General features: G+C 71.7%; 22 protein-coding genes. 16 read left to right on the top strand and 6 right to left on the bottom strand.

Features of this window, described 5'->3' with window-relative positions; genetic code table 11:
* Nucleotides 1-47 precede the first annotated feature (47 nt).
* Together gshB and HEQ75_RS06245 are read left to right on the top strand one after the other, a co-directional pair.
* Nucleotides 48-1,001 carry a glutathione synthase gene (gshB, locus tag HEQ75_RS06250; protein WP_168028317.1) on the top strand — a complete coding sequence of 318 codons (954 nt, stop codon included), beginning with the start codon at nucleotides 48-50 and terminating at the stop codon, nucleotides 999-1,001.
* Nucleotides 1,002-1,090: 89 nt separating this feature from the next.
* Nucleotides 1,091-1,678, top strand: coding sequence for a D-Ala-D-Ala carboxypeptidase family metallohydrolase (locus HEQ75_RS06245; protein ID WP_168028315.1), 588 nt, complete (start codon nucleotides 1,091-1,093; stop codon nucleotides 1,676-1,678).
* Nucleotides 1,679-1,685: 7 nt separating this feature from the next.
* On the opposite strand, the gene HEQ75_RS06240 is transcribed toward HEQ75_RS06245, so the two are convergent.
* The 3 genes from HEQ75_RS06240 to HEQ75_RS06230 form a co-directional block, all read right to left on the bottom strand.
* A complete protein-coding gene (locus HEQ75_RS06240; RefSeq protein ID WP_168028313.1) occupies nucleotides 1,686-1,937 on the bottom strand; it encodes a GlsB/YeaQ/YmgE family stress response membrane protein in 252 nt (83 codons plus the stop codon).
* A gap of 68 nt (nucleotides 1,938-2,005) precedes the next feature.
* Nucleotides 2,006-2,644: a lytic transglycosylase domain-containing protein gene (locus HEQ75_RS06235; protein ID WP_168028311.1), complete on the bottom strand. Its 639-nt coding sequence runs from the start codon at nucleotides 2,642-2,644 to the stop codon at nucleotides 2,006-2,008.
* Nucleotides 2,645-2,686: 42 nt separating this feature from the next.
* A complete protein-coding gene (locus HEQ75_RS06230; protein WP_168028309.1) occupies nucleotides 2,687-2,893 on the bottom strand; it encodes a hypothetical protein in 207 nt (68 codons plus the stop codon).
* 262 nt (nucleotides 2,894-3,155) lie between these two features.
* Between HEQ75_RS06230 and hrcA the strand changes: the two genes are divergently transcribed.
* The 6 genes from hrcA to HEQ75_RS06200 all read left to right on the top strand — a co-directional run bounded on the left by hrcA (nucleotide 3,156) and on the right by HEQ75_RS06200 (nucleotide 7,724).
* The gene (gene hrcA / locus HEQ75_RS06225; protein ID WP_407925886.1) at nucleotides 3,156-4,250 is read left to right on the top strand and encodes a heat-inducible transcriptional repressor HrcA; all 1,095 of its coding nucleotides are present in this window, start codon (nucleotides 3,156-3,158) and stop codon (nucleotides 4,248-4,250) included.
* A 66-nt stretch (nucleotides 4,251-4,316) separates the two neighbouring features.
* Nucleotides 4,317-5,759 (top strand): lactate utilization protein B, encoded by a 1,443-nt coding sequence (locus HEQ75_RS06220; protein ID WP_168028307.1) that lies wholly within the window; start codon nucleotides 4,317-4,319, stop codon nucleotides 5,757-5,759.
* Nucleotides 5,756-5,983, top strand: coding sequence for a hypothetical protein (locus HEQ75_RS06215; protein WP_168028305.1), 228 nt, complete (start codon nucleotides 5,756-5,758; stop codon nucleotides 5,981-5,983). The genes HEQ75_RS06220 and HEQ75_RS06215 overlap by 4 nt, the downstream gene beginning before the upstream one ends.
* Entirely contained in the window at nucleotides 5,980-6,747 is a 768-nt protein-coding gene (locus HEQ75_RS06210; protein ID WP_168028303.1) for a LutC/YkgG family protein, read from the top strand. Before HEQ75_RS06215 ends, HEQ75_RS06210 begins: the two co-directional genes overlap by 4 nt.
* A gap of 9 nt (nucleotides 6,748-6,756) precedes the next feature.
* Nucleotides 6,757-7,329, top strand: coding sequence for a Smr/MutS family protein (locus HEQ75_RS06205; RefSeq protein ID WP_168028291.1), 573 nt, complete (start codon nucleotides 6,757-6,759; stop codon nucleotides 7,327-7,329).
* Nucleotides 7,326-7,724 carry a helix-turn-helix domain-containing protein gene (locus HEQ75_RS06200; RefSeq protein WP_168028289.1) on the top strand — a complete coding sequence of 133 codons (399 nt, stop codon included), beginning with the start codon at nucleotides 7,326-7,328 and terminating at the stop codon, nucleotides 7,722-7,724. The genes HEQ75_RS06205 and HEQ75_RS06200 overlap by 4 nt, the downstream gene beginning before the upstream one ends.
* 675 nt (nucleotides 7,725-8,399) lie before the next feature.
* On the opposite strand, the gene HEQ75_RS06190 is transcribed toward HEQ75_RS06200, so the two are convergent.
* Complete coding sequence (locus HEQ75_RS06190; protein ID WP_168028287.1) at nucleotides 8,400-9,896, bottom strand: sulfotransferase family protein; 1,497 nt, start codon at nucleotides 9,894-9,896, stop codon at nucleotides 8,400-8,402.
* Entirely contained in the window at nucleotides 9,893-10,942 is a 1,050-nt protein-coding gene (locus tag HEQ75_RS06185) for an NAD/NADP octopine/nopaline dehydrogenase family protein (RefSeq protein WP_168028285.1), read from the bottom strand. Before HEQ75_RS06185 ends, HEQ75_RS06190 begins: the two co-directional genes overlap by 4 nt.
* 289 nt (nucleotides 10,943-11,231) lie before the next feature.
* On the opposite strand from HEQ75_RS06185, the gene HEQ75_RS06180 reads away from it, so the two are divergent.
* The 5 genes from HEQ75_RS06180 (at nucleotide 11,232) to HEQ75_RS06160 (ending at nucleotide 16,376) form a co-directional block, all read left to right on the top strand.
* Nucleotides 11,232-12,131: a lysophospholipid acyltransferase family protein gene (locus tag HEQ75_RS06180; protein WP_235961338.1), complete on the top strand. Its 900-nt coding sequence runs from the start codon at nucleotides 11,232-11,234 to the stop codon at nucleotides 12,129-12,131.
* Between the two features lie 153 nt (nucleotides 12,132-12,284).
* A complete protein-coding gene (gene miaB, locus HEQ75_RS06175; protein ID WP_168028281.1) occupies nucleotides 12,285-13,703 on the top strand; it encodes a tRNA (N6-isopentenyl adenosine(37)-C2)-methylthiotransferase MiaB in 1,419 nt (472 codons plus the stop codon).
* 50 nt (nucleotides 13,704-13,753) lie between these two features.
* Nucleotides 13,754-14,740: a PhoH family protein gene (locus HEQ75_RS06170; protein ID WP_168028557.1), complete on the top strand. Its 987-nt coding sequence runs from the start codon at nucleotides 13,754-13,756 to the stop codon at nucleotides 14,738-14,740.
* A 176-nt stretch (nucleotides 14,741-14,916) separates the two neighbouring features.
* Entirely contained in the window at nucleotides 14,917-15,393 is a 477-nt protein-coding gene (ybeY, locus tag HEQ75_RS06165; RefSeq protein WP_168028279.1) for an rRNA maturation RNase YbeY, read from the top strand.
* Complete coding sequence (locus tag HEQ75_RS06160) at nucleotides 15,390-16,376, top strand: hemolysin family protein (protein ID WP_168028268.1); 987 nt, start codon at nucleotides 15,390-15,392, stop codon at nucleotides 16,374-16,376. The genes ybeY and HEQ75_RS06160 overlap by 4 nt, the downstream gene beginning before the upstream one ends.
* A gap of 272 nt (nucleotides 16,377-16,648) precedes the next feature.
* On the opposite strand, the gene HEQ75_RS06155 is transcribed toward HEQ75_RS06160, so the two are convergent.
* Nucleotides 16,649-18,712 (bottom strand): methyl-accepting chemotaxis protein, encoded by a 2,064-nt coding sequence (locus HEQ75_RS06155; RefSeq protein WP_168028265.1) that lies wholly within the window; start codon nucleotides 18,710-18,712, stop codon nucleotides 16,649-16,651.
* Nucleotides 18,713-18,931: 219 nt separating this feature from the next.
* Between HEQ75_RS06155 and HEQ75_RS06150 the strand changes: the two genes are divergently transcribed.
* From HEQ75_RS06150 to HEQ75_RS06140, 3 genes are all read left to right on the top strand, one after another.
* Nucleotides 18,932-20,086, top strand: a complete 1,155-nt coding sequence (locus tag HEQ75_RS06150) for a DegT/DnrJ/EryC1/StrS family aminotransferase (protein WP_168028263.1) — start codon at nucleotides 18,932-18,934, stop codon at nucleotides 20,084-20,086.
* Between the two features lie 113 nt (nucleotides 20,087-20,199).
* Entirely contained in the window at nucleotides 20,200-20,922 is a 723-nt protein-coding gene (locus tag HEQ75_RS06145) for a DUF1194 domain-containing protein (protein ID WP_168028261.1), read from the top strand.
* A gap of 153 nt (nucleotides 20,923-21,075) precedes the next feature.
* On the top strand, nucleotides 21,076-21,845 hold a 770-nt coding region (locus HEQ75_RS06140; RefSeq protein ID WP_168028259.1), incomplete at its 3' end, for a transposase.

Here is a 21,845-nt window from a genome sequence, read left to right as displayed (position 1 = left end):
CCACCCCGGGCAATGCGACAGGAGGGGCCGGAACGGAGACAATCACCATGGCGCGCGCCCTTCGTGTCGCGGTCCAGATGGACCCGATCGCCTCGATCAACATCGATGGCGACAGCACCTTCGCCCTGATGCTGGAAGCCCAGGCCCGTGGCCACAGCCTGTGGCACTACCATGTGCGCGACCTGGCGCTGCTGGGCGGCAGGGTGCTGGCCCAGGCGCAGCCGGTGGAGGTGCGCCGGGTGAAGGGCGACCACTTCACCCTGGGCGCGACGGAGGAGCTGGACCTCGGCCAGGTGGATGTGGTGCTGATGCGCCAGGACCCGCCCTTCGACATGGCCTACATCACGGCCACCCACATCCTGGAGCATATCCACCCGAAGACCCTGGTGGTGAACGACCCGGCCAGCGTGCGCAACGCGCCGGAGAAGCTCTACGTCACCCACTTCCCTGAGCTGATGCCGCTGACGCTGGTGACGGCCGATATCGGCCAGATCCGGAAATTCCGGGAAAGCCACGGCGACATCATCATCAAGCCGCTGTTCGGCAATGGCGGCGCCGGCGTCTTCCACCTGCGCCCCGACGATCCCAACATGAACGCCCTGGTGGAGATGTTCACCGAGCGGTCGCGGGAGCCGCTGGTGATCCAGAAATACGTCCCCGCGGTGCGCGAGGGCGACAAGCGTATCATCCTGGTGGATGGCGTGCCGATGGGCGCCATCAACCGCGTGCCGGCGGCCGGCGAGGCGCGGTCCAACATGCATGTCGGCGGCAAGGCCACCCAGACCACCATGACGGACCGGGAGCGCGAGATCTGCGCCGCCATCGGACCGGAGCTGAAGGCCCGCGGCCTGATCTTCGTCGGCATCGACGTGATCGGCGGCTACCTGACCGAGATCAACGTCACCTCCCCCACCGGGCTGCAGGAAGTCGCCCGCTTCGACGGCGTGCACCTGGAACGCGCTTTGTGGGATGCGATCGAAGCCAAGGTCGGCGCGGCCTGATCGCCGCGCAACACGCCGGAACCATGTGACGGGCCGCGAAGCCGCGGCGGTACCTGCCCGCGCCATGATCGGCGCGGGAGGAACCCGCCATGGCAGACTACAAGACCGACTTCGCCGCCCGCATCGGCCAGCTCGGGCTGAAGTATTTCAACGCTTCCGAACTGCTGACGCGGACCTCGTCCAAGAACAAGTTCGGCACGCAGAACAGCAGGCCGCCCGAGGCGATCTGGGACAACATCATCCCCACCATCATCGTGCTGGAAGCCCTGCGCGAGCATCTGGGGAAGTCCGTCAGCGTGCAGAGCGTCTATCGCAGCGAGGCCTACAACCAGGCCTCCACCGACAAGGCCACCGGCTATACCGGCCGCGCCAAGACCAGCCAGCACATGGCCTTCACCGCCATCGACTTCAAAGTCGCCGGCATGGCCTGCACGGAAGTGGCCGGCATCCTGCAGGAATGGAGCAATTCGGGGCGGATGTTCTTCGCCCCGGTGATGTTCGAGCGCAAGGCGGTGAAGGTCTCCGCCGGCACCATCGCCTTCGGGGAATTGCCGCGGAGCTGGAAGGTCTGGCCCTTCGGCACCTGGTTCGCGCTGAAGGGCTACATCCACGCCTATCCCAGCGAGAACTTCACCCATGTCGACACCCGCGGCCTGACCAGCAAGATGTCGGAGTAGGCCCGGGTCAGGCGCGGCGCCCCGCCACCGCCCGGAACACCGCCAGCACGATGACGGCGCCGACCACCGCGCCGATGAAGCCCGCACCCTCCCCGGCCCTGTACCAGCCGATCGCCTGGCCCAGCCAGGTGGCGACCACGGCACCCAGGATGCCGAGCAGGATGGTGATGATGAAGCCGCCCGGGTCACGCCCCGGCATCAGGAACTTGGCCAGGGCCCCGGCAAAGAAGCCGATGATGATCGTCCAGATGAACCCCATGTCGCGACCTCTTGCGTGATGTGGCTGCAACCGCCGGAAACCGGCCCGGTTCCGTGCCGTCCGATCCCCTACCTCCGGCAGACCAGGCGCGGCCTGGCGCCGGCGCCGGGCGGGATCACCAGCCGCGCCCGCAGGCCCGGTGCACACAGCCCGGCCACGGTCCGCGCCGGCAGCGCCGCGCCCTGCGCCACCCGCACCCGGGCGTGATAGGCCAGGCCGCGGCCCGGCTCCAGCGAATGGTAGCCGGCGATGGCTTCCGCCCAGCCCTGGCTGCGCCCCCGCAACTCCCGCAGGAAGCGCACGGCATAGGCGACATTGCTCGGCGGGTGGAAGGCGGCCTCCAGCGTCGGGAAGGCGTCCGGATGGTGCACCAGATTCACCTGCATGCAGCCTACATCGATGGAACGCCGCCCCGCCGCCCGCAGCGCCTCCACCTGCGCCACGGCCGCCGCCGCGGTTTCCGGGAACAGGCTCTCGCCGCCGGCATTCAGCGCGAAGGGCCAGGGGGCGACGCCGCCGCCGGGGCGGGCCCGCCCGCTTTCCACCTGCGCGATCGCCCGCAGCACGCCGTCCGGGATGCCGGCCTGCGCCTCCGCCGCCGCGATGGCGCGGGTGCAGGCGGTCCAGGGATCGTCCGCTCGCGGGTCGGCTTCAGCCAAGGCGGGCCCGGCCAGGGACAGCAGCACGGCAGCGATGCGGACCAGCATGCCGGCGGAGGTGGCCCGCCAAGGCCCGCCCGTCAACCGCGGTCACAGCCGGCCGAGATCCTCCGGCAGCAGGCCGGTCAGGAAGAAGCCGGGCTCAGGCGGCCCGATCAGCAGGAGCAGCCCCAGCCCCACCGCGGCGGCGGAGGCCGCGACCAGCGCCAGCATCCGCCCGGCATTGCGCAGGGGCGCCACCAGCAGGGAGGCAAGCAGCCCCGCCCCGCCGGCCAGCAGCAACGAGGCCGCGGTCAACACCGCCGTCACGCGCCACCGCCCCGCCGCAGCCATCCATCCCGCAACACCGCCCACAGGCTGGTCGCCATGCCCCGACTCCCGTCACGATGCCCGCAGGGAAGCAGGCCGTCGTAACCGCCGGATGGCATCATCGTGTCGAAACCTTGCAGATTGGGACCCGAGGCATGACCTTGTGGACCATGCCGGTTGACCCGCCCCGTTGCAGGCCCCTAGCGTCATCTCTGAAATTTCACGGTTTGGGACACGCCCGATGGGTCCGATCACCAGGCCGCTGCGCCCGACCATGGCGCCCGCGATGAGCCATTCCGCCACCGCCATCCCGCTGCCACCGGGACTGGACGATCGCAGCGCGTCCATCCTGCGCGAGCTGGTGGAGCTTTACGTCCAGACCGGGGAGCCAGTGGGGTCCCGCACCCTGTCGCGCCGGCTGCCGCACGCGCTCTCGCCGGCGACCATCCGCAACGTGATGGCGGATCTGGAGGATGCCGGGCTGCTATTCGCCCCGCACACCTCCGCCGGGCGCCTGCCGACGGAACGCGGGCTGCGGCTGTTCGTCGATGGCCTGCTGCAATTCGGCGCCTTGGCGGAGGAGGAGCGGGACGCCATCGCCGCCCGCTGCGCCGCCGGTGGGCGTTCCCTGCAGGAGACGCTGGGCGAGGCCAGCCAGATGCTCTCTGGCCTCGCCGGCGCCGCCGGGCTGGTGGTGGCGCCGAAGCGCGAAGCACCGGTGCGGCACATCGAATTCGTCGCGCTCGGCACCGGCCGCGCCCTGGTGGTGCTGGTGACGGCGGATGGCCAGGTGGAAAACCGCGTCATCGAGGTGCCGCTGGGCCTGCCGCCCTCCGCCCTGCAGCAGGCCAGCAACTACCTGAACGCCCGCCTGTCCGGCCGCACGCTGGAGGAAACCCGCGGCACGGTGGCGGAGGAGATCGCCGCCAACCGCACGGCGCTGGACGCGCTGACCCATCAGGTGATCGAGGCCGGCCTGGGCACCTGGGCGGGCGGCGCCGGCGGGTCGCTGATCCTGCGCGGCCAGGCCAAGCTGCTGCAGAATCTGGACCATGTGCAGCGGGTGCAGGAGATCCAGGCGCTGTTCGAGCGGCTGGAGGCGCAGGAGACCATGCTGCGCCTGCTGGATCTGGCGCAGCGCGGCGAGGGCGTGCAGATCTTCATCGGTGCCGAGAGCGGCCTGTTCGACAGCGCGGGGCTTTCGATGGTGGTCTCGCCCTTCCGCAACGGGGCGGAGCAGATCGTCGGCGCCATCGGCGTGATCGGGCCGACGCGGATCAACTACGGCCGGATCATCCCGGTGGTGGATTACACGGCGCGGGTGATCGGGCGGCTTCTCGGGTAGTCTCCGGGCGAGGCTGCACGGCGGGGCTTTCCGCGCTATATCAGCGGGAAGCAGGAGAGCGCGCCCTTGGTCCACATCACCTCCCCCGCCTTCAAGGCCAATGCCGCCCGCGCCCTGGCGGATACCGGGCTGCAGAAGGCGCTCGACCGCAGCAAGGGCACGTCCCACGCCAAGCGCGCCGCCGCCGTCGCCGCGCTGCCGGAGTTCGAGCGGCTGCGGGACATCGGGCGGGACATCAAGAACCACACCCTGGCGCATCTCGACTTCTACCTGGAAGCCTATGCGGCGCAGGTGGAGCGCGCCGGCGGCACCGTGCATTGGTGCTCCACCGCGGATGACGCCCGCGCCACCGTGCTGAAGATCTGCCGGGAGAAGGGCGCGCGCACGGTCACCAAGGGCAAGTCGATGATCTCCGAGGAACTCGGGATCAACGAGCACCTGGAAGCCCATGGCATCGAGCCGGTGGAGACCGATCTCGGCGAATACATCCTGCAGATTCGCAAGGAGCCGCCGAGCCACATCATCGGCCCGGCCTTCCACCTCAACCGCGAGGACTGGGAGAGCACCTTCCGGGAGATGCACACGGAACTGCCCCGGGACCGCGTGTTCCATGAGCGCAGTGACATCATGGCGGAGGCACGCACGAAACTGCGGTCGCGCTTCCTGGCCGCCGATGTCGGCATCACCGGCGCGAATTTCCTGATCGCCGAGACCGGCTCCTCCGTCATCGTGACGAATGAGGGCAATGGCGACCTGACGCAGACCCTGCCGAAGACCCACATCGTGCTGGCGTCGATCGAAAAGGTGGTGCCGACGCTGGAAGACGCGACCAGCCTGCTGCGGCTGCTGGCCCGTTCCGCCACCGGGCAGGATTTCTCGGTCTATACCACCTTCTCCACCGGCATCCGCCGCGACGGCGACCTGGATGGGCCGGAGGACTACCATGTGGTCCTGATCGACAATGGCCGGTCCAACATGATCGGCACCGATTTCCAGGAAATGCTGCGCTGCATCCGCTGCGCCGCCTGCATGAACCACTGCCCGGTCTATGGCGTGACCGGCGGGCACGCCTATGGCTGGGTCTATCCCGGCCCGATGGGCTCCGTGCTGACGCCGACGCTGATCGGCGTGGAGAAGGCCGGCCACCTGCCCAATGCCAGCACCTTCTGCGGCAAATGCGAAAGCGTCTGCCCGGTGAAGATCCCGCTGCCCAAGCTGATGCGCCATTGGCGGGAGCGGGAGTTCGAACGCCATCTGACCCCGGCCACGATGCGCAGCGGCCTCGGCTTCTGGGCCTGGTTCGCGCGGCGCCCGGGCGCCTATCGCCTGGCGACGCGGCTTGGCATGGGGGCGTTGGCGCGGCTGGGGGCCCGGCGCGGCGCCTTCGCCTGGCTGCCCTTCGCCGGCGGCTGGACCGCCGGGCGCAACCTGCCGGCGCCGGAGCCGGGCGGCACCTTCATGGACCGCTACCGCGCCCGGCAGCGCCAGCAGCAGCGGGCCGGCCGATGAGCGGGGGGGACGAGGCCGAGCGCATTCACGGCTACCACTTCCCCGATTCCGGCGCCGCGGTGCGGACCGCGCCGCGCCCCACCGGGACGCTGGAGCAGATCTATGCGCGGATCGACGCGGAGACGCCCGCGGCGCGGCTGAACCAGGACCTCGACCGGATCGAGGGCGCGCTGGCCAAGCTGGAACAGGCGGTGCGCGACGCGATGCAGGAGGAAGGCCGATGAGCCGCGACGCCATCCTGGGCGCGATCCGCCGCGGCCTGAAGCGCGGGCCCCTGCCGGCGGACCAGCAGGCCATGCTGGCCGGCCGCATCGCCACCCATCCGCGCCACCTGATCCCCGCCCGCTCCCGCCTGCCGCGGCCAGCGCAGATCGCGCTGTTCATCCGCAATGCGGAGAAGGAATTCGCCACGGTGGAGCGCGTGCCGGACCTGGCCGCCATCCCCGCCGCGGTGGCGGATTACCTGGCGGCGCAGAACCTGCCCTCCCGCCTGGTGATGGCGCCGCATCCGGAATTGCAGGGCATCGACTGGGCCAGCCGCCCGATGCTGGAGACGGTGGCGCGGCGGGCGGAGGATGGCGATGCCGTCTCCCTCCAGCACGCCTGGGCCGGCATCGCGGAGACCGGGACGCTGATGCTGCCCTCCGACGCCGTGCGGCCGACCACGCTGAACCTGCTGCCGGATACGGAAATCGCGGTGCTGCGCGCCTCCGCCATCGTCGGCGCCTATGAGGAAGCCTGGGATCGGCTGCGCGCGGAACGGCAGGACGGGCTGACCGGCGGCTTCATGCCGCGCAACATCATGCTGGTCACCGGCCCCTCGCGCTCCGCCGATATCGAGCAGACGCTGGAACTCGGCGCGCATGGCCCGCGCCGGCTGCACATCCTACTGGTGGAGGATGAACCGGCGCCGCGGGCGGAGAGCCCCGGTGAAGCGCGGGCGGATGCCGCCGCGCAGCCCGGCAGCCCCGCCGCGCCGGGCGACTGAACCCCCGCCATGCGCGAAAAGCGGCTGAATTCGGCCGACCTCGCGCTATGGCGCGCCTTCACCGCGGAAATCCGGCCGCTGTTCGGCCACCAGCCGCCGGCGGCCCCGGCCGAGGCGGTGCCGCCGCCCACCGCCGCGGCAGCGCCGCCGCAACTCGCCGTCGCCCCGCCGCCGCCCCGCCCCGCCCCGCCGCCGGAGATCCGGGTGGGGGAGGTGCCGGGCGGGCTGGACCGCAAACGCTGGGCAGCGCTGCGGCGCGGCGACATGCGGGCGGAGCGCACGCTGGACCTGCATGGGCGCCGGGTGCAGGAGGCGCATCTGGTGTTCCGTGCCTTCCTGCACCGCGCCCATGCGGAAGGGGTGCGCACCGTCACCATCGTCACCGGCAAGGGGCCGCAGCCGGAAGGCGGCATTCTGAAGCGCGAATTGCCGCATTGGCTGAACGACCCGGAGCTGCGCCCCCTGGTGCTGGGCGCGGCGCATCCGCACCCGACCAATTCCGGCGCGGTGAACCTGCTGCTGCGCCGCCGCCGCAGCAACGCGCAGGGCCGGCCGCAGAACCGGCCCGAAACCCGGCGATGACCCCCTTCGGCGCCCGGCTGCGCATGCTGCGGCGGCAGCGGCGGGTGACGCTGAAGGACCTGGCCGCACATCTCCAGGTCTCCTCCGCCTATCTCTCCGCCCTGGAACATGGCCATCGCGGCCGGCCCTCCGCCGGGTTGGTGCATCAGGTGAATGAGTTCTTCGGCCTGATCTGGGACGAGGCGGAGGCGCTTTCGGACCTCGCCCGGCTGTCGCAGCCCAAGGTGACGCTGGACACTGGCGGCCTGACGCCGGAGGCCACCGCGCTGGCCAACCGCCTGGCTGAGGCGATCCACCGGCTGAGCCCACAGACCGTCGCCGCCATGCATGGGCTGCTGGACCGGGAGGTGCCGGCCGGGGAGAAGCCCCGGCTGCGCCGCGCGGCGGGGCGGTAGCGGGCGCGCCAAGGGAGGCACGTGCCCAGAGTCGGTTTGAGAACACCAGCGGGTCGGTCCGGCGGTGCCTTTCCGCCCCTGCTGCGCTGCCGGTCTTGCCGATGCAGCCAGCATCCGCACCAAGGCCGGCGAGGGATGGCTGGCGAGCCTGATCGGGCGACGCCCGGGCATGGTCGCCGCCGTCGCGCAGGCCAACAAGGCGGCGCGGATCGCCTGGGCGCTGCTGGCGCGTGGCGGCCGCTACGACCCGCAACGCAGCCCTGCGCAGACCGCCGCAGCCTGAGCACCGCAAGAGCTTCCCGCCGGGGGTCGCCGCGGCCGGCGGGCATGTGAGGGCGAAGGTGGCGTGATGGCACATCGGTCGAACCCGAGGCCTGGCAGAACCCGTTGAGAGTCCCGCGTCTTTGAACGCGACAAACTGAACGCGACAAACTGCTTGGGCGCCAAGCCGCGAATTGCATCAGGGCCAGCGGTCATGCGCCGCATCAACAGGCCGGACACGTGACCGCACTCGACCGCGGCGCCAGAACGCTACATCGCCCCTGCATGGGAGGGGCCGTCCACACAAGGGCTCTCAGGGCGCGTGAAAGAACCGAGGTTGTGCCCCAGGGCTCGACGATGTCGTTGCGATCCTTCCTGCCACCCTGGCGCTCTCGGGCATTGATCCACAAACCCTCAGCCGGCGCGGCGCAGCACCAGGAGGGGCTCGGGCGCGGGCTCCGGCACGAAGCCGTCCGGCGCGAAATCCGCCGGCGGTCTCCAGACCGCCAGATAGGCCGGCTTGGCCAGCCTGGGCGCGAACGCCGCCAGGCTGGCCTCCAGCCGTGCCGCGCCCTGGCTTCCGTCCAGCAGCAGCACGCCCACGGGCAGGCGGTTCACGGTGGCGAAGTCGGCCACCGGCATGTCGATGACGCGCAGCGCCTGCGCCGCGCCGCCCAGCGCGATGGCCAGAAGCGCCTGCCGGTGCAGGCCCGCCGCCACCCAGCGGCCTTCCAACTCCACCGCCAGGCAGGGCCGTGCCCGGGGGCGGGAGAGCGCGCCGGCGGCCAGTGCCAGCAGCAACCCGGGCAGGGCGCAGCGCGCCGCCACCGCAATGCCCGGCCTGTCGGCGCGGGCCAGGTCGAACACCGCTTCCGCCACCGGCTGCGGTACCGGGCCGGCGAAATCCGACTGGCGCGGCGCCGCCTCCGCCAGGGTCGGCGCTGGCCGCAGCACGGATCGCGGGTCGGCTGCACGGCCGAGGCGCCGTTCGGCGTCGAGCCGCCGTTCCTCCTCCTCCGCGTAGGCCGCGCCGAGTGCGACGATCATGCGCTCCCGCGCTGCCAGCATCCGCACCGGGTCGGGGTGCGGCGTATCGGCGCGCGGCCGCCAATCCTCGGGGTCGTAGCCGAAGGCTTCGAAATCGGCGGCGAAGGCCCGGCGCACCAGCGCGGCGAGCTCGGCATCATAGGCCAGGCGCCAATGCCCGGCCTCGGTCACGTTCAGCCGGGTCGGCTGGAAGGCCTCGGCCGGCCCGCCGCGCCGGCCGACTTCCGCCGCCACCACGGCCATGCCGGTGGCGAAATCCTCGACCCGGCCGATGAAACTGTAGGGGATGACCTGTGGGAAGGCGATGTCCACCTGACTTGCCCAGTGGACATCACGCTCCGCCGGATCCTCCTCCGCCACGCAGCGGAGGAAGCAGGCGAAGCCCACGCCCGTCGGGGCCTCCGCGCTCGGCATGCCGCCGCTGCGCGCCCGCATCCGGGCGATGTGCGGCTGGAAGAGTGGCTCATGACCCAGGCGGATCTTGTCGGCCCAGGCCGAATGCAGCCGCGCGAAGGGGTTGCGCACGAAGGTGAAACAGAAGAAGCCCGGGTCGTCGAGCAGCGCCGCGGCTTCGGCGGCCGGCAGGCTGGGAAGCGAAGGAAGCCCGACGGCGCCGGGCAAGTGAATCCGCATTTCCTGCCGTATCGCCCGCCCATGGGGAGGCTCGTCGAGTCGGTCGCGCTCAGTCAGCGCGCTCAGGGCCGTCTTGACCGTGGTGCAGGCGGCCTTCGGCACTGTTGTGGCCAGGATGCGATGGCTGCGCGAGATGAAGGTATGGCCGGTCAGCCGCTTCACCACGACCGCCCGCCTCGGCCCAAACGCCATTTGCGGGCGGCCAAACAGCATCGGTGTGGGATCCGTCATCGGTCGTGCCCTTCCTGCAGCAGCCGCGGCAGCGCGGCGAAGTCGAGCCCCTCCAGCAGGTCGTCACCGCTCAGGCTGCTGCCCCACATCGCCTCCAGCACCGCCACGGCGGCGGCGGTCAGCGGCATCGGCACCTGGCGCGGCACCGCCAGGCGCAGCCACAGCGCCAGGCCGTAGGTGACGCTGACGGCCAGATGCGCCGCGTCCAGCCCGCGCAGGCCGGGGGCGGGCCGGGAAGCGGCCAGGGCACGGGCCATCACCGGCAGCGGTCCCTGCGGCACGCCGCCCTGCCGGTGCAGCCCGGCGGCCAGGCTGGGCACGGCATGGCCATAGGCGGCGGCGAGTTCCAGCCGCTCCGCATCCAGCCGCTCCGCCAGGCGGCAGATCGCCGGCGTCATGCGGGCATGCTGGTCCCACTCCTCCCCGGCTTCGATCCGGGTGACGTTGCCCAGCACCAGGGCGGCGTGCAGCACCGGCTCATGCGCCGCCAGCGCCGCGCCCAGCACATCGGCCAGCGGCTGGAAGGGCATGCCGAACAGCCCGGCGCACAGCGCCGCCAGGTGCTGGCCCTGCGCGGCGGGCACGGCGGCCACTTCCACCAGCTCCGGCAGCGCCAGGATGCGCACGACATCGCCGGCCAGGCGTTCCGCCACCACCGGCGGGGCGGCCAGGGCGCCGACCGGGGCGTGGCGGCCCTGCCGGGCCAGCAGCCGGTCCAGCAGCAGCGGCGCCAGCGACTGGCTGGGCGCCAGCAGCACCGGCACGCCCTCGGCCAGCATCGGCGCGATGCGGCGCAGCACCGGCCCCAGCGCATGCGGCGGCACGCAGACCAGCACGGCCTCCGCCCCTGCCAGGGCACGGGCCACATCCACCGCCACGGTCACCCGCGCCGTGCCCGCCAGCACCCCTTGCACCGACAGGAAGCTGCCGATGCCATGCGTGCCGCCGCCACGCGGTGACCACAGCGCCACCTCATGCCCGCGGCTGACCGCGAGCGCCGCGGCGCCCGGCCCGACAGAACCCGCCCCGAGGACCGCCAGCCGCATTCCTGTCAGGCCCACATGGCCAGGGGGGGCGTTCGCTGAGGGCGGATGGGGCAGGGAGCATGGGTCATCGGCCAACCTTACAGGCGAAACGCCTCCCCCGCACCCTGCCGTGGCCGTCCGCCGCGCACAACGCGGGTGCCACGCGCGGGCCGAATCGGCGCCGATCGGCGGAGTTCACAAGATCGTCTTCAGGGATTCATTGCTCTGCCTTGAATCCGAGTATTAATGGGCGTCCATGCAGGCCTCCGCACGAATGAACGCACCGGACGCGTTGCGCCCCCGCAAGCTGTTGCGGCGCAAACCGATTCAATTCTCGGCCTCTGACCCCAACGGTCTGTGGGGCGATGTGCTGGGGCTGCGACCGATGGGCGGGCGCTTCCGCGCCGTGCGCCGCATGGTCATGCTGGTGCTGTGGACGCTGATCGCGATTCCGGTTCAGGCGCTGCTTCTGGCCCTGCCGGGGCGGGCGCATATCGGCTTCGCCAAGGTCTATCACCGGACCCTGTGCCGCCTGATGGGCCTGCGCATCCAGGTTGTGGGGGAACAGGCGCGGCAGATGCCGGTGCTGTTCGTCTCCAACCATTCCTCCTGGCTCGATATCCTGGCGCTGGGCGCGACGCTGGAAGCCGGCTTCGTCGGCAAGTCCGACATCGAAGGCTGGCCGCTGATCCGTACCGTGGCCCGGCTCGGCCGTACCGTCTTCGTCAGCCGCCGCCGCAGCGGCACGAAGGGGGAGGCGGATGCGATCCGCGCCCGGCTGGCGGAAGGCGACAGCCTGATCCTGTTCCCGGAAGGCACCACCAGCGATGGCGGCCGGGTCCTGCCCTTCCGCAGCGCCTTCATGTCGGTCGCGGATGCGGCGCGCGTGGTGCAGCCGGTCTCCATCGTGTTCGACCGGCTGGGTGGCCTGCCGGCCTGCCGCCGCGACCGGCCCCTCTTCGCCTGGTATGGCGACACGGACATCCTGACGCATTTCTGGCGCATCGCCCGGCGCTCCAACAGCCGGGCCACCATCGTGCTGCATCCGCCGCTTGACCCCGCCGCCTTCCCCGACCGCAAGATGTTGACCGCGGCCTGCGCCGATGTGGTGGCCGATGCCTGCGCCACCATGCGGCAGAACCGCCCGGCGCGGCCCCTGCAGGCGCGCATTCCGGCTCCCCCCGCGCCTCCGGCACTGCTTCCTGCTTGACCCGGCGCGGCGCCATCCCGCAGCCTGTCCGCGTGGTGAGACATGCCCGGCCCGCCGGGCCGCCGCGCTTCGCTTGACCCGGGCGCGCGGCCTGCGCAAATCCCCCGCTTTCCCCCGCCCCTTTCCGGGCGGGGCGGCGGAGCATGGCCCGGAATGACTGCCTCCACCCCCCGCAAGCGCCTGTTCATCCGCAGCTGGGGCTGCCAGATGAATGTCTATGACAGCGGCCGCATGGCGGATGTCCTGGCGCCGCTCGGCTACGGCCCGGCGGAGGGGCCGGAAGACGCCGACATGATCGTGCTGAACACCTGCCACATCCGGGAAAAGGCCAGCGAGAAGCTGTTTTCCGAACTCGGCCGGCTGCGCGTGCTGAAGCTGGCGAAGGAACAGGCGGGCGGCCGGCTGGTGCTGGCCGTCGCCGGCTGCGTCGCCCAGGCCGAAGGGGCGGAGATCACCGCCCGCGCGCCCTATGTGGACCTGGTGCTGGGCCCGCAGAGCTACCACCGGCTGCCGGAGATGGTGGCGCGCATCAGCCGGGCCAGCGGCGCGGTGATCGAGACCGATTTCCCGGTGGAGCAGAAATTCGATTTCCTGCCGGATTCCACCACGCCGCAGGGCGTGACCGCCTTCCTGACGATCCAGGAAGGCTGCGACAAATTCTGTTCCTTCTGCGTCGTCCCCTACACCCGCGGCAGCGAGTTTTCCCGCAGTGCCGCGGCCGTGGTGAAGGAGGCGCGGCACCTGGTGGCCCAGGGCGCCCGCGAGATCGCGCTGCTGGGCCAGAACGTGAATGCCTGGCATGGCGAGGGGCCGGAAGGCCGGCCCTGGACGCTGGCGCGCCTGCTGCTGGAACTGGCGGAAATCCCGGGCCTGGCCCGGCTGCGCTACACCACCAGCCACCCGCGGGACATGGACGAGGCGCTGATCGCCGCCCATGGCGCCATCCCGCAGCTGATGCCCTTCCTGCACCTGCCGGTGCAATCGGGGTCCGACCGGATCCTGGCGGCGATGAACCGCGGCCACAGGGCGGACGACTACCGGCGGATCGCGGAGAAGCTCTACGCCGTGCGGCCGGACATCGCCCTGTCGTCGGATTTCATCGCTGGCCATCCAGGGGAGAGTGAGGCCGACCACCAGGCGACGCTGAAGCTGATCGAGGATGTCCGCTTCGCCCTGGCCTATTCCTTCAAATACTCCCCCCGGCCCGGCACGCCCGCCGCCACCGCGGTGGCACAGGTGGAGGAGACGGTGAAGGACCGCCGGTTGCAGGAGATCCAGGCGCTGCTGCGGGACCAGCAGGACGCCTTCAACCGCGCCTGCGTGGGCCGCAGCTGCGCCGTGCTGATCACCGGCGCCGGGCGGCATGCGGGCCAGTTCGCCGGCCGTTCGCCCTGGCTGCAGCCGGTTCATGGGCTGGTCTCGCCCGACCTTGGACTCACCGGCCTCACGGGCCAGATGGTGACGGCGGTGGTGACCGCCGCCTTGCCCAACTCGCTTTCCGTCCGCCTCGAGGGGAATGAGGCGCTCGGCCCGCCCGCGCAAACGCCCCGTCAGGAGAAGGCCGCCGCTTGAACACACCCCCCGCCGCGATCAGCCTCCGCCCGCCCGCCCGTCCGCAGCCGATGCTGCGGGACCAGCCGACGCAGCGTGTCGTCAGCATGCAATTCGACGACAACGCCCTGCTGCCGCTGCTCTACGGCGAGCATGACCGCAACCTGGCCCGGATGGAGGTCCGATTGGGCGTCCGCCTTGGCAGCCGGGGCAACCGGTTGACCATCACCGGCGCGCCGGAACGGACCGATGTGGCGGAAGCGGCGTTGATGGCGCTGTGGCGACGATTGCAGAAGGGGGAGCCGGTGGGCAGCGCCGAGGTGGAAGCGGCGATGCGCATGGCGGAGGGCGTGCAGGAAGCCGACCCGCGCCTGCCGCTGCAGGATCTGCCGGCCATCCGCACCCGCAAGGGCGCCATCACGCCCCGCACCCCGGCCCAGGCCGCCTATATCGACGCGCTGGCGCGCAACGAAATGGTGTTCGGCGTCGGCCCGGCCGGCACCGGCAAGACCTACCTGGCCGTGGCACAGGGCGTTGCCCTGCTGCAGGCGGGGCGCGTCGACCGCATCGTGCTGTCGCGCCCCGCGGTGGAGGCGGGAGAGAAGCTGGGCTACCTGCCCGGCGACCTGAAGGAGAAGGTCGATCCCTATCTCCGCCCGCTGTACGACGCCCTGCACGACATGATGCCGGCCGAACAACTCACCCGCCGCATGACGGCCGGCGAGATCGAGGTGGCGCCGCTGGCCTTCATGCGCGGCCGCACCCTGGCGCATTGCTACGCCATCCTGGACGAGGCGCAGAACACCACCGCGGCGCAGATGAAGATGTTCCTGACCCGCATGGGTGAGGGCAGCCGCATGGTCATCACCGGCGACCCCACCCAGGTGGATCTGCCGCCGGGCCAGAAATCCGGCCTGGCGGAAGCGCTTTCGATTCTGGAAGGCGTGGATGGCATAACGGTCGCGCGATTTGCGGAAGCGGATGTGGTAAGGCATCCCCTGGTCGCCCGTATCGTGGCGGCCTATGGGCGGCTGGACCAGTCCCGCGCCCAGCGTTGAAGGTCAGGGCTTCCCGGCCGGGGTTGAAGGCCGGGGTTGAAGGCCGGGGCTTCCCGGCCGAGGGTTGAAGGACGGCGCCACGCCACCCCAGGTGGTGCGACGGCGCCGGAGGCAGTTGGAGAGCGATGGAACCGTTAAGTAGACGTCCCGGACCGGGCAGGGATGCCGGGGCCGGGATGCCGGACCAGGGGATGGACATCACCATCGTCCTGGCCACGCAGAAGTGGCGCGCCGCCGTGCCGCGGGCGGAAGCGCTGGCGCGCCGCGCCGTGGCCGCGGCGATGCGGGATTGCGGCGCCGATGGCGCCGTCACCGTGCTGCTGACCGATGATGCCGCGATCAAGCGGCTGAACACCGGGCACCGCGACAAGGCCAAGCCCACCAATGTGCTGTCCTTTCCCGCCGGCATGCCCGGGCATCTGGGTGACATCGCCCTGGCGCTGGGCGTGGTGCGGCGGGAAGCGCGGGAAGCCGGGCGGCGCGCCTCGGATCATCTCGCGCATCTGCTGGCGCATGGCACGCTGCACCTGGCAGGCCACGACCACCTGCTGGCCGGCGAGGCGCGGCGCATGGAACAGGCGGAAGCGCGCGTGATGCGCCGGCTCGGCCGCCCCAACCCCTGGAAGGAGGGCCGGGGACGGCCAGCGACATGAGCGGCAATGACGCGGCCGGCAACGGCAACGCCCCGGGAAGCGGCAATGGGAACGGCAATGGCGGCCACACCGGCGGCAATGCCGTGGAACGCCGCAACAGCCTGCTCTGGCGCATCCAGGGGCTGATGCGCCGGCGCACCGCGGATACGGTGCGCGACCAGGTTGAGGAACTGCTGGAAGGCCGGCCGGAGGAAGGCACCCCGCGCACGACGGACGGCCCCAATGGCGGGCTGGACCTGAACGAGCGCGCGCTGCTGGGCAATGTGCTGCGGCTGCGCGACAAGGCGGCCTATGACGTGATGGTGCCGCGCGCCGATATCCTGGCGATGCCGGAGAACCTGACGCTGGACCAGGCGATCCGGCTGATCCAGCGCGAGGGTCACAGCCGGTTCCCCGTCTACCGGGAGAATCTGGATGACGTGGTCGGCATGGTCCACATCAAGGACGTCTTCGCCGCGGTGGGGCGGGACCCGGCGACCTTCTCGCTGAAGGCCATCCTGCGTCGCCCGCTTTTCGTGGTGCCCACCGTGCCGGTGCTGGACCTGCTGCTGCAGATGCGCGCAGCGCGGATCCACATGGCGCTGGTGGTGGATGAATATGGCGGCATCGACGGGCTGGTGACCATCGAGGATCTGGTGGAGACCATCGTCGGCGACATCTCCGACGAGCATGACGAGCCCGTCGCCGTCACCATCCAGGACCGCCCGGACGGCACGGTGGAGCTGGATGCGCGCACCACGGTGGAGGCCTTCGAGGCGAAGTTCGGCCAGGTGCTGACCGATGATGAGCGCGAGGCGGATATCGACACGGTGGGCGGGCTGATCTTCACCCTGGCCGGGCGCGTGCCGGCCCGCGGCGAGCTGATCTCCCACCCCTCCGGCCTGGAGTTCCGGGTGCTGGAGGCCGATCCCCGCCGCATCCGCAGGCTGCGCGTGCGCCGCCCCGGCGCTGCCGGGGAGCCGGCGCGGCAGGCCGCCGAGTAGGTTCAACGGCTGCCTTCGGCGGCCGTTGATGTATGTTCGGTCCCTCAGACGCCGGGCGTCGGCTTGGCTTCGCCGCACAGGCGGCGGGCCGCCTTCGCGGCCTCGGCCGGCCTGAAGCCGGCCGCAGGTTGCGTATCCCGCGCCCTCAGACGCCGGGCGCCGGCTCCGCCGGCTTGGCTTCGCCGCACAGGCGGCGGGCCGCCTTCGCGGCCTCGGCCGGCCTGAAGCCGGCCGCAGGTTGCGTATCCCGCGCCCTCAGACGCCGGGCGCCTTCAGGCGGCGCGGATGGCGCCGAGGAAGGCGTCCACCTGGCCGCGCAGGCCCTCCGCCTGGCGGGCCAGTTCCGCGGAGGCGCCGCGCACATCGCCGGCCGCCGCCCCGGTCCGCGCCGCATCCTCGCTGACGCCGCTGGCGTGGTGGGAAGCCTGCTGCGTGCCGTTGGCCGCCTTGGCCACCGCCTCGCCGATCTCCTGCGTCGCCTGCGCCTGCTGCGCCGCCGTCTCCGCCACCTGGGCGGTGGTCGCGTTCAGCGTCTCGATGGTCCGGGCGATGGCGCGCACCACATCCACGGTGCGCGTCGTCTCGCTCTGCATGGAGCCGATCTGCGCGCCGATCTCCTCCGTCGCCTTGGCCGTCTGCGCCGCCAGCGCCTTCACCTCGCTTGCCACCACCGCGAAGCCCTTGCCGGCTTCGCCGGCGCGCGCCGCCTCGATCGTCGCGTTCAGCGCCAGGAGGTTGGTCTGGCCGGCGATGTCGCCGATCAGCCGCACCACGTCGCCGATGCGCGACGCCGCCTCCGACAGGCCGCGCACGGTGGCATCGGTGGCCTCCGCAGCCTCCGTCGCCTCCCGGGCGGCGCGCGCACTGGCCTCGATCTGGCGCACCACCTCGGAGATCGAGGCGGAGAGTTCCTCGGTCGCCGCGGCCACGCTGCCGACATTGGTGCTGGCCTCGGCAGCGGCTTCGGCCACTGCGGTGGCGCGCGTCGCCCCGGCCTCCGCGGTTTCCGCCATGCCGGCGGCGGTCGCGTCCAGCTCCGTCGCGGCCGAGGCCACGGCGCGCAGCACGCCCGCCGTCTCCGCCTCGAAGCCGTGCAGCAGCGTCTCGACATGCGCGGCGCGGGCCAGCCTTGCCTGCTGTTCCGCTGCCTGTGCCGCCTCCAGCCGCAGGCGCTCCAGCGATGCCTGGCGCAGCTGTTCCACCGCACCGGCCATCTGGCCCAGCTCGTCGGAACGGCCGCGGCCCGGCACCGCCAGCGTCAACTCGCCCTGGCCGATACGGCCGACCACCCCGGTCAATTGCCCGAGCGGCGCCACCACCCGCCGCAGCAGGACCACCAGCGCGGCGGCGACCAGCCCCAGCGTCATCAGCACCGCGGCGAGGCTGAAGCCCACCGCCCGCCAGTTCTCGGCGCTTTCGGCCGCGCCGACGACCAGCGCCTCCTCCAGCGCGGCGTCGCGCATGGAAAGCAGCGCGGCAAGGGAGTCAACCGAGAAGCGGCGATAGGTGGCGAGGTCCACCGGCCACGCCTCGGTCGCGCCGGCCAGCTTGCGGCCGGCCAGATCGAACAGGCTGCGCCAGGTCTTCTCGGAGCCTTCGAGGAAGCTCTGGCGCTGTTCGGCGAGCGCCGTCATCAGCCGCGGCGCGCGATCGGCCTCGACCAGCCGGGCAATATTGGCGAAGGCTTCCTCCATGCGGCCGGTCAGCACCTGGGCATTCGTCAGCGGCGCCGCCGCCACCGCCTGCCCGCCGATCCAGCCGGTGAGGAACAGCGATCGACGCCCCGCCATGTCGCGGAGCGAGGCGCTGTGCACGGCGATATCGGCGCGCAGCGCCAGGCCGGGCGACAGAACCGCCAGGTCCTGGCCGACCTTCAGGCTCAGCGCCGTCAGCTGGTTGCCGATGCGCGACCGGGCGGCGGCGACGTCGCGGATCAGGGCCATGTCACGCTCGGCCGGCGGCCTCGCCGCCGCCTCCGTCATCCGGCGCAGCAGCGTGGCACTGGTCTCCGCCGTCTCGCGCAGCGGGGTGGGGTCGAGGCCCATGGCGCGCACCGCCGCCTCGCCCGCGCCCAGCACCCGGGCCGCCGCCTCATGGCCCGTACGCATCTCCTCCAGATTCGGCTGCGCTGCGCCGAAGGCGCCGGTCAAACGGCCGGACTGCACCGCATAGGCGGCCTGGCCCCGCAACACCTCCGCCATGGCGCGGGTGGCCAGCACGGCCTGGTCGGCACGCCTGGCATCCTGCAGGGCGGTGGCCGCGATCCAGCCGGACATCAGGAGCCCGGGCAGGCCGATGACGCCGAAGCCGAGCAGGAAGACGGTGCGGATGCGCATGGGGCTGCTTCACTTTGCCTGAAAATTTCAGGCGCTTCTCGCATGCAAGGTATTGCCGCTTTTTTAAGCGGCACGCACGCGCGAAGCCGCCAGCTGGGACAAACCCGGGCGCGGCGCGCCGGCGGGGCCGCCGACCGGCCGCGCAAAGCGGTGAAATGCCGGGTGATTTGGCCGGCGCGGGCGCGCGGGTCTAAGCATGCGCCCGGCAACGAACGACGGATGACGATGACCAGCCTCCCCCCGATCGCCCTGTTCGACATGAAGGCGCAGCAGGCGCTGATCCGCGCCGAGTTGGACCAGCGCCTGGCCGCCGTGCTGGATGGTGGCCGCTTCATCAACGGGCCGGAGGTGGCGGAGCTGGAGCAGAAGCTGGCCGGCTTCGCCGGCTGCGCCCATGCCGTCGGCGTCTCCTCCGGCACCGATGCCCTGCAGATCGCGATGATGGGGGAGGGCATCGGCCGGGGTGACGCGGTGTTCCTGCCCGCCTTCACCTACACCGCGACGGCGGAGGTGCCGCTGGTGCTGGGCGCGACGCCGATCTTCGTCGATGTCGATCCCGTCACCTTCAACATCGACCTGGCTGACCTCAAGCGCCGGATCGCGCTGGTGGAAGCCGAGGGCCGGCTGCGGCCGGCGGCGGTGGTGGGCGTGGACCTGTTCGGCCTGCCGGCGGAGTGGCCGGCGATCGAGGTGCTGTGCGCCGAGAAGGGGATGTTCGCGCTGGACGACGCGGCCCAGGCCTTCGGCGCGGCGCTGGGCGGCAAGCGGCTGGGCCGCTTCGGCCATGCCACGGCGTTGAGCTTCTACCCGACCAAGACTCTGGGCTGCTATGGCGATGGCGGCGCCCTGCTGACCGAGGATGCCGACCGCGCGGAGCTGTGGCGCAGCCTGCGCACGCATGGCGAAGGTCGCACCCGCTACGAGGTGGAGCGCACCGGCATGAACGGCCGGCTGGACACCATCCAGGCCACCATCCTGCTGGCCAAGCTGCCGCTGCTGGAGGGGGAGCTGGCCGCCCGCACCCGCACGGCACTGGCCTACAATGCCGGCCTGGCCGGCAAGGTGCAGGTGCCGCCGGCGGTCGCCGGCCATGCCTGGGGCCTCTATTCCATCCTGCTGGCCGATGCCCCCGCCCGCGCCCGGGTGCAGGAAGCCTGCAAGGCCGCCGGCGTGCCCACCGCCATCTACTATCCGAAGTCGCTGCACCGGCAGCCCGCCTATGCCGCGGCCCATGCGGGCGGCATCGCCGCCGGCGCGCCCGAACTGCCGGTGGCGGAGGATCTGTGCCAGCGGATCCTGTCCCTGCCGATGCACCCCTATCTGAGCGAGGCGGAGGTGGCCCGCGTGGTGGCCGCCGTGGCCGCTGCCGTTTGACCCGTGGCGCCGCTCCGGCCCAGCAGGCGGCGGCGCTCAAATCTTTCTTGATGCTTGAACCGGCGCCGCGCGTTGCGGTTGCATGACCGCGTCATGGAAGCGGGAGCCGGCCGATGCGTCGCAGAACCCTTCTCGCCGCCGCGGGTGCCGCGGCCGGCTTTCGGCCGCCGGATCCGGCGCGGGCCGATGAACCGGTGGATGTGGCGCTGGTGCTGGCCGTCGATGTCAGCCGCTCCGTCGATCCGGACGAGGCCCGGCTGCAACGGGAAGGCTATCGCAGCGCGATGACCGACCCGCGGCTGGTGGAGGCGATCCGCGGCGGCATGCTGGGCGGGGTCGCCATCGCCTATGTCGAATGGGCCGGGTCCGAGTATCAGCGGCTGGTGCTGCCCTGGACCCGCATCGGCAGCCAGGAGCAGGCGGACATCTGGGCCACGGCGCTGGACGAGGCGCCACGCGCTTCCCTGTCCTGGACCTCCATCTCCGGCGCGCTGGATTTCAGCCGCCGGCTGCTGGAGACCTGCCCCTTCGAGGCGACGCGCCAGGTGATCGACGTCTCCGGCGACGGCGTGAACAACAGCGGCGGGCCGGCGGAGGAAGCGCGGGACCGCGCCGTGGCGGCGGGCATCACGATCAACGGCCTGCCGATCCTGAACGACCGCCCCACCTTTGGCCGCCGCCCGCCCATCCCGCTGGATATCTACTACCGGGAGAGCGTGATCGGCGGGCCCGGCGCCTTCCTGGTGGCGGCCGAGGATTTCGAGGCCTTCGGCCTGGCGGTGCGCCGCAAGCTGATCCGCGAGATCGCCGGGCTGCCCGGGCCTGTCTTCGGCTAGGAGCCATGTCACCAAAAGCGAGGACGGTGAAGCGGCCCTAGATCAATGTTCCGACGCACTTTTTTAAGGCGCCTTGCGAAGCCGCAAGGCTTGAAAACGCTCTAACAGCCTGTCGGATTCCCGTGCGGCCTGAAATCGGCGAATCTGCTGGTCATGACGCAGTTCATTCCGTTCAGCCGCGACCAGGCGTTTCTGCTGCCGCCGGATGCGAAGGATTGGCTTCCGGCGGATGACGTGGCGCATTTCGTGGTGGCGGCGGTGGATCGAGTGCCGCTCGGCGCCTTCGCGATGCGGCCGGTTCCTGGCGGCAAGGCGCAGTACCACCCGCGGCTGCTGCTGGCGCTGCTGATCTACTGCTACGCCAATGGCATCTTCTCGTCGCGGCGGATCGAGCGGGCGACCCATCGCGACATCGGCGTGCGCTACGTGGCGGCGAACCTGCATCCCGACCACGACACCATCGCCGCCTTCCGCCGCGCCAACCGCGCCGCCTTCGAGGCGGCCTTCCTGCAGGTGCTGCTGCTGGCGCGCGAGAGCGGCCTGCTGCGTCTCGGGACGGTGGCGATCGACGGAACCAAGCTCGACGCCAACGCCTCCAAGATCCGCTCGGTGCGCTACGACGACCGGGCGAAGGAGTTGCGCGCCAGGCTTGCTGCCGACATCGCGGAACTGACCGCCCGCGCCGAGGCGGCGGACGCCGAAGCCGTGCCCGACCCGCAGGCGCTGCCCGCCGAGATCGCCAGGCGCGAGGCGCTGAAGGCCAAGCTGGATGCCGCCTGCGCCCGGCTCGAGGAGCAGGCCCGCGCCGAGGCCGAAGCCGCCCGGCCGGACTACGAGGCCAGGCGCGCCGCCTACGAGGCGAAGGCCGGCCGCCGGCGCGGCCGCCCACCCAAGCCACCCGAGGACGACCCGCCGCCGACCCG

The organism is Falsiroseomonas selenitidurans (genome assembly GCF_012103215.1).
Lineage (GTDB): Bacteria > Pseudomonadota > Alphaproteobacteria > Acetobacterales > Acetobacteraceae > Falsiroseomonas > Falsiroseomonas selenitidurans.
Note: the sequence above shows the minus strand (reverse complement) of the source record. Positions and strands in the feature narration are given on the sequence as shown.

What these genes read in the sequence shown, in the direction of transcription:
- gshB (WP_168028317.1), top strand. Translation starts at nt 48, where the DNA reads ATGGCGCGCGCCCTTCGTGTCGCGGTCCAGATGGACCCGATCGCCTCG.
- HEQ75_RS06245 (WP_168028315.1), top strand. Translation starts at nt 1,091, where the DNA reads ATGGCAGACTACAAGACCGACTTCGCCGCCCGCATCGGCCAGCTCGGG.
- HEQ75_RS06240 (WP_168028313.1), bottom strand. Translation starts at nt 1,937, where the DNA reads ATGGGGTTCATCTGGACGATCATCATCGGCTTCTTTGCCGGGGCCCTG.
- HEQ75_RS06235 (WP_168028311.1), bottom strand. Translation starts at nt 2,644, where the DNA reads ATGCTGGTCCGCATCGCTGCCGTGCTGCTGTCCCTGGCCGGGCCCGCC.
- HEQ75_RS06215 (WP_168028305.1), top strand. Translation starts at nt 5,756, where the DNA reads ATGAGCGGGGGGGACGAGGCCGAGCGCATTCACGGCTACCACTTCCCC.
- HEQ75_RS06210 (WP_168028303.1), top strand. Translation starts at nt 5,980, where the DNA reads ATGAGCCGCGACGCCATCCTGGGCGCGATCCGCCGCGGCCTGAAGCGC.
- HEQ75_RS06205 (WP_168028291.1), top strand. Translation starts at nt 6,757, where the DNA reads ATGCGCGAAAAGCGGCTGAATTCGGCCGACCTCGCGCTATGGCGCGCC.
- HEQ75_RS06200 (WP_168028289.1), top strand. Translation starts at nt 7,326, where the DNA reads ATGACCCCCTTCGGCGCCCGGCTGCGCATGCTGCGGCGGCAGCGGCGG.
- HEQ75_RS06190 (WP_168028287.1), bottom strand. Translation starts at nt 9,896, where the DNA reads ATGACGGATCCCACACCGATGCTGTTTGGCCGCCCGCAAATGGCGTTT.
- HEQ75_RS06185 (WP_168028285.1), bottom strand. Translation starts at nt 10,942, where the DNA reads ATGCGGCTGGCGGTCCTCGGGGCGGGTTCTGTCGGGCCGGGCGCCGCG.
- miaB (WP_168028281.1), top strand. Translation starts at nt 12,285, where the DNA reads ATGACTGCCTCCACCCCCCGCAAGCGCCTGTTCATCCGCAGCTGGGGC.
- HEQ75_RS06170 (WP_168028557.1), top strand. Translation starts at nt 13,754, where the DNA reads ATGCTGCGGGACCAGCCGACGCAGCGTGTCGTCAGCATGCAATTCGAC.
- ybeY (WP_168028279.1), top strand. Translation starts at nt 14,917, where the DNA reads ATGCCGGACCAGGGGATGGACATCACCATCGTCCTGGCCACGCAGAAG.
- HEQ75_RS06160 (WP_168028268.1), top strand. Translation starts at nt 15,390, where the DNA reads ATGAGCGGCAATGACGCGGCCGGCAACGGCAACGCCCCGGGAAGCGGC.
- HEQ75_RS06155 (WP_168028265.1), bottom strand. Translation starts at nt 18,712, where the DNA reads ATGCGCATCCGCACCGTCTTCCTGCTCGGCTTCGGCGTCATCGGCCTG.
- HEQ75_RS06150 (WP_168028263.1), top strand. Translation starts at nt 18,932, where the DNA reads ATGACGATGACCAGCCTCCCCCCGATCGCCCTGTTCGACATGAAGGCG.
- HEQ75_RS06145 (WP_168028261.1), top strand. Translation starts at nt 20,200, where the DNA reads ATGCGTCGCAGAACCCTTCTCGCCGCCGCGGGTGCCGCGGCCGGCTTT.